This window comes from uncultured Endozoicomonas sp., from assembly GCF_947495845.1.
Taxonomy (GTDB): Bacteria; Pseudomonadota; Gammaproteobacteria; order Pseudomonadales; family Endozoicomonadaceae; genus Endozoicomonas.
Genome location: NZ_CANMAO010000061.1, coordinates 1 through 4,838 on the forward strand (window position 1 = coordinate 1; position 4,838 = coordinate 4,838).

The following is a 4,838-nucleotide window of genomic DNA, read 5'->3' on the forward strand; positions in this document are numbered from 1 at the left end:
GCGATTCCGGAATAAGTAAAACTGGCTAGAAGCCTTGGTGCTGTTGACTGGAATCACTTCAGCGGGAATTGCTGATCCAGCAAACGGTCAAATTGGGATTCAATAATGTTCTGGACGCTTTTCATATTGTGAACCGACAGGAAGTCGATAAACGATTCTTTGTTGATGAGCGACATTCTTCGACTAAAGGCATTCGTCTTACTGACAACTTTTTCAAGCTCACTGAGTCGGGTGCGTTTTCAAGCTTTACGGCTGAGACCGAATCTCGCTGGCGTTTAGTGGAAACAGCATGGCAGGCAGGAATATCCAGAAACCTGTTAAAGGTTGAGCACGATCACGAAAATAAGGCGTTGTTTACTCAGATTAAAGATCGCAGGGTGGATATCACCAGTTCACGGAACAGCCTGAACGGCTACCAGAAAGGGCGTTGTTTTTACTGTTTCGGACATATTTCCACAGAATCAGGCAGTTCCGATCTTGCTGATGTAGATCACGTTATTCCCTGGCTGGCTAGAGATCTTGTGCCAACCATTAATGGTATCTGGAATCTCGTTCTTGCCTGCCAGCATTGCAACCGCGTTGAAAAGTCGGCTTTACTGCCTGAGCTTTTCTTTCTGGAACGGTTGCATGCCCGCAATGAGTATTTCATCAACAGTCATCTGCCCATCAAAGAAACCCTCATTCAGCAAACTGGTGCGACGGAAGCAAAGAGGCGAGCTTTTCTGCAGGGTAACTACAATCTGGCACGATCAAAAATACTGCATATATGGCAGAAACCTGAAGCCAGAGGTTCTGCAACCTTCTAAACAGACAGTTGCAGAATAGCATTCAGCCACTTTTCATCTTCACGCCCTGGGCGTAAGTCCGGAGTTATCCAGCATTGATAAACCCTTAAGTCACTAACTTTCGCAAGTTGCTCGATACCGGGCTCATCCATATAAGTGAAGTGTCGTTCGCCCACTTCTGCTTCACCCTGCCCATATTTAAAAGAACAGTAGAAGTAACCTCCAGCCTTCAGAAAAGAAGACAAGTGCCTCATAGTTTCAGAAAGCTCTTCAAGAGGAACATGAAGCAGGGAAGCACATGCCCAAATGCCATCAAAGAAGTCTTTTGAACTGAACTCTCTAAACAAGCATTTACTGACTTTCTGACCAAGTAACTCTGCGGCTAAAGCTGCCAATGGTTCGCTGGCATCGAAAGCTTCAACCTGAAACCCTCTATTCAAGAAGACGTTTGCATCACGCCCAGAACCACAACCAGCATCCAGAATAAGGCCACCAGCAGGAATGTGTGGTAAGAAATGACGATATAATTCTTCAGCATCAACGCTGACGGTTGAGTCGAAAAATGCCTGCGCATTTTTAGTGTAAAACTCAGAGGTTTTTTTCATATTGGTTTCTGTAACGCCGAGGATAGGCAGTGGCGTGCTCTCACTGTAGACATAAAGGCTCTTCATGCTGTTTCTGGCTGAAACATCGCTGTTTGTTTACAAAGTAGAATTGCTCTCCATCAATTATCCGAGATTAACTGACTGTTTATATAAGCTTCGATATTTGCAGGCACACTGAGTAATAGCGGGGTAAACCTGAGCACCTCTTTGTGAATATTTGCCAATGCTTCTTCTTCATACTCGTGAGCAATGGCATTGCGTAATTCCCTGATCACGACATAATCACGGGCTGAATCAATAAGACCTTTCTTTTCTGCTCTATTAATTCGATCTCTCACCGTACCAGCCGTTTCCAGGTCAATTTCATCCACCTGTCGAAAGATTTTTTGTATCAGGATATCGCTCATACGAGCAAAGCGAGCTGTCAGTGTTTCAAATTTTTCTTCGTCTTCTGCGCTTAACTGATCAATATTCAAGGACTGGCAACGGTTTAATGACCACTCAAGCCCGCTGGCAGCTTTGTGCATTTGTTGAAGCTGGTTTTCCAGTAGCTGTCGCTTGTCTTTCGTCATTTTTGAGTATCTCTCAGTCCGGCAAGTTAAAGCTCAATCGCTTCAGGAAAGATGGTAGCAGCAAAGTCGCTCAACCTATCAGGAGGCTCAATCAGAATGTCTATTTTCTGCTCTCCCAGATGCTGATGCAGGTCAGCCAATATATTCAGCTTGTGTGTGAAATCCAGTTTTTCCGAAATCACCAGAAGATCAATATCTCCACCTTTTTTATCAGCATCTGCCCTAGATCCAAATAGATACACCCTTGCACCTTGGTCGTATACTTTGACGGTGTCTTTAATAACCTGTTGTTCCTGTTGAGTCAGGCGCATTTTAGTATCCATGATCAGCAAGTTGTCGTTCTTACCTTCTCAATACTGCATTATAAGAGTACAGGCTTTTTCTGATCATTGTCATGGTTAAAGGATGTGTATACAGCGATTGGTAATTGATGTAACCACAGCTAAAAAGAGGAGGGGCATCAGAAAATATGAGCAGGAAAATAAGAATGGCGTTAAATGGCGCACCCGAGAGGATTCGAACCTCTGACCTCTGCCTCCGGAGGGCGTTTCATATATATAATCCTGCATCTTACTGAACCATAGAACCCCTGTAACCCCTTAATTTTAAAGCATCATTGATTCAACCTGATACAATAAGGTACAAATAGATATAATTATAAAGGGACACGGTCGGGACACAGAATAATGGGCGTGAAAAAAATAACAGAAACAGAGATCACCGGACTTAAGCTTGGGGAGAGTCTCAGGGATACTCAAATCACTGGATTCAGAGCTGATCGAAAAAAGACTGGGGTATTCTTCTATCTACGTTACCAACTGAGCGGAAAAAGGAACACGGTCAAAATTGGTAAACATGGCTCAATCACTGTTGCCCAGGCAAGAGAGTTGGCAAAGTCTTTGTCTGGCGATGTGGCCAGAGGTGAAGACCCTGCACTTAAGCGCAAAATAGAAAGAGCCGAGACCACTAAGCAAACTCATCATACGCTGAAGGCTTTCCTTGAAGGCGGTTATCTTGATGTCACCTCTGACAAAACTGCAGCCGATGTAATCCCAAGAGTAAAGCGAAACTTCAAAGAATATCTTGATAAGCCCATAGCTGAAATCACATCATTGCAGTTAAACAAATGGAAGCATGCGTATAAAGGCAAAGCTTCATCCTGCAACCGTGAGCTTACAGCACTGCGGGGAGTGTTCACTAAAGCGGTTAATGCTGGGCTGATTGATATATCACCAATGGCAAAAGTCAAAAAGCTTAAAGAGGATAAAAATAAAAAAATTCGTTTCTTAACCGAACCTGAAGAACAGCAGTTATTGAACGCCATAGAAACCCGTCAGGAACAACAAAGGGAACAAAGACAACGATTCATTCAACATTGCAAAAGTCGCGCTAGAAAGGCACCTGAACCTCTCAATGGCTCAATTACCGACCACATTAAGCCAATGGTCATTCTTGCCCTGAATACAGGCTTGAGGCGAGGAGAGCTGTTCAACCTGAAAACAAAGGATATTGATCTATGCAGCAAATATCCATCAGTTACTGTCGTTGGGGATGGCGAGAAAACAGGTCAGACACGCCTGATACCACTCAACAATACCACTGTACAAATAATGACAGCTTGGTTGAATGAATTTAAGCCAATAGACTACGTATTCCCAAGTCCCAAAACCGGAGAGCGTATGGACAACATCAAATCAGCTTGGGTGGCATTGAGGAAAGCAGCGGGCCTGCCCGATTTACGATTACACGACTTGAGACATACTTTCGGTACAAGGCTAGCCCATGCGCGGGTAGATCTTGTAACCATTAAAGAACTAATGGGACATGAGGATTTAGAAACTACTGCCCGATATTTACACACTAATAATGAACGAAAACTACAGGCTGTCGCCCTGCTCAGCAGAGCTTACAATTAATTTACAAATTTATTTCTAGTCTCATGAGCACGTAAAAAAATGATTACATAGTGTAAAATATGAAACATACGTGTCATAGGCATGACATTTATCCACTCCCTTGCCAGCATTCTTTATCATCAACTCCAGAACCAAACTATCAAGCCCTTCAAATTCATTATTTCCTGCGCCAATATATAAACCATGGTAATACAAAGCGGTTCACCCAGACTGCTTTAACTAAACGAAAAGCGAAATACCATCACTCAAAAAATAATGTTTTTTTAACTTTGAATAATTCAAAGAGGGGATGATTATGCCTAAAGAAAAGCCGCTGGCAGTTTTAGATTCCGAACAAGCATCGTCGTACATCGGAGTTGCAAAAACGGAGGTTGTTCAATCAAGAGTTACTGGAAGATTATCAGGACTGATACCACCACCGTTTATACGAATCGGAAAGAGAGTCAGATACAGAATAGAAGACTTGGATGAATGGTTAAAAACACAGCCCGCATTTAAGACATTGGCTGAACAGGAAGCAGCGAAGATCACTACTTGATGCACCCGCTTTACTTTCTGTAATACCAGAAGCCCAGCTTTGTATGAAGAAACATTACCCACCATTCAAAGCTGAAAACAAAAATACACCTCCGGTCAATTCTGGAGCCAATAGCTAAATACAGTTGTTTCAGACTTTTAATGCATATGGTTATCAGCAATTTCTGCTGTAGGCCGCTTTGTGCCTGAAATTCTGACCACTGAATTAGCGATATTCAACGGATTGAGTGAAGCCATGACTTTTAGACAATTCGCAGAACTTGTTAAACAAGCTGCCTGGGGACTATGGGACGTTATTCTCCAGGCTCTCCTTTTGCTGACAAACGATGAAGTAAACCCTAAAAAAAAGCCTCGTCAGTAAAATCTGTGGGCAATTTCTGGTTCAGGTAGCTTGCCAAGTGCATGGTATAACGCAACTTCCGC

Annotated in this window: 7 protein-coding genes; 4 read left to right on the top strand and 3 right to left on the bottom strand. The window is 43.1% G+C overall.

Annotation, left to right across the window (positions count from 1 at the left end; all coding sequences use genetic code 11):
- Positions 1-92 precede the first annotated feature (92 nt).
- A complete protein-coding gene (locus Q1B11_RS19890; RefSeq protein WP_299735700.1) occupies positions 93-806 on the top strand; it encodes an HNH endonuclease in 714 nt (237 codons plus the stop codon).
- Here the strand turns inward: Q1B11_RS19890 and Q1B11_RS19895 are convergent.
- From Q1B11_RS19895 to Q1B11_RS19905, 3 genes are read right to left on the bottom strand one after another with little or no spacing between them, the layout of a single operon-like run.
- Positions 803-1,456 (bottom strand): methyltransferase domain-containing protein, encoded by a 654-nt coding sequence (locus tag Q1B11_RS19895; RefSeq protein WP_299735701.1) that lies wholly within the window; start codon positions 1,454-1,456, stop codon positions 803-805. The two genes, Q1B11_RS19890 and Q1B11_RS19895, sit on opposite strands and share 4 nt — an antisense overlap.
- Positions 1,457-1,509: 53 nt before the next feature.
- Positions 1,510-1,962: a hypothetical protein gene (locus tag Q1B11_RS19900; protein WP_299735703.1), complete on the bottom strand. Its 453-nt coding sequence runs from the start codon at positions 1,960-1,962 to the stop codon at positions 1,510-1,512.
- A gap of 26 nt (positions 1,963-1,988) precedes the next feature.
- A complete protein-coding gene (locus Q1B11_RS19905; protein ID WP_299735705.1) occupies positions 1,989-2,273 on the bottom strand; it encodes a nucleotidyltransferase domain-containing protein in 285 nt (94 codons plus the stop codon).
- Between the two features lie 375 nt (positions 2,274-2,648).
- Between Q1B11_RS19905 and Q1B11_RS19910 the strand changes: the two genes are divergently transcribed.
- The 3 genes from Q1B11_RS19910 (at position 2,649) to Q1B11_RS19920 (ending at position 4,776) form a co-directional block, all read left to right on the top strand.
- On the top strand, positions 2,649-3,878 hold the full coding sequence (locus Q1B11_RS19910) for a site-specific integrase (protein WP_299735707.1): 1,230 nt from the start codon (positions 2,649-2,651) through the stop codon (positions 3,876-3,878).
- A gap of 295 nt (positions 3,879-4,173) precedes the next feature.
- The gene (locus Q1B11_RS19915; RefSeq protein WP_299735709.1) at positions 4,174-4,416 is read left to right on the top strand and encodes a helix-turn-helix domain-containing protein; all 243 of its coding nucleotides are present in this window, start codon (positions 4,174-4,176) and stop codon (positions 4,414-4,416) included.
- 180 nt (positions 4,417-4,596) lie between these two features.
- Complete coding sequence (locus Q1B11_RS19920) at positions 4,597-4,776, top strand: hypothetical protein (RefSeq protein WP_299735711.1); 180 nt, start codon at positions 4,597-4,599, stop codon at positions 4,774-4,776.
- The last annotated feature ends 62 nt before the right edge of the window (positions 4,777-4,838 follow it).

Bases quoted from the DNA above. Each gene is read 5' to 3' on its own strand.
- Q1B11_RS19900 (WP_299735703.1), bottom strand. From the start codon at position 1,962: ATGACGAAAGACAAGCGACAGCTACTGGAAAACCAGCTTCAACAAATG.
- Q1B11_RS19915 (WP_299735709.1), top strand. From the start codon at position 4,174: ATGCCTAAAGAAAAGCCGCTGGCAGTTTTAGATTCCGAACAAGCATCG.
- Q1B11_RS19895 (WP_299735701.1), bottom strand. From the start codon at position 1,456: ATGAAGAGCCTTTATGTCTACAGTGAGAGCACGCCACTGCCTATCCTC.
- Q1B11_RS19905 (WP_299735705.1), bottom strand. From the start codon at position 2,273: ATGCGCCTGACTCAACAGGAACAACAGGTTATTAAAGACACCGTCAAA.
- Q1B11_RS19910 (WP_299735707.1), top strand. From the start codon at position 2,649: ATGGGCGTGAAAAAAATAACAGAAACAGAGATCACCGGACTTAAGCTT.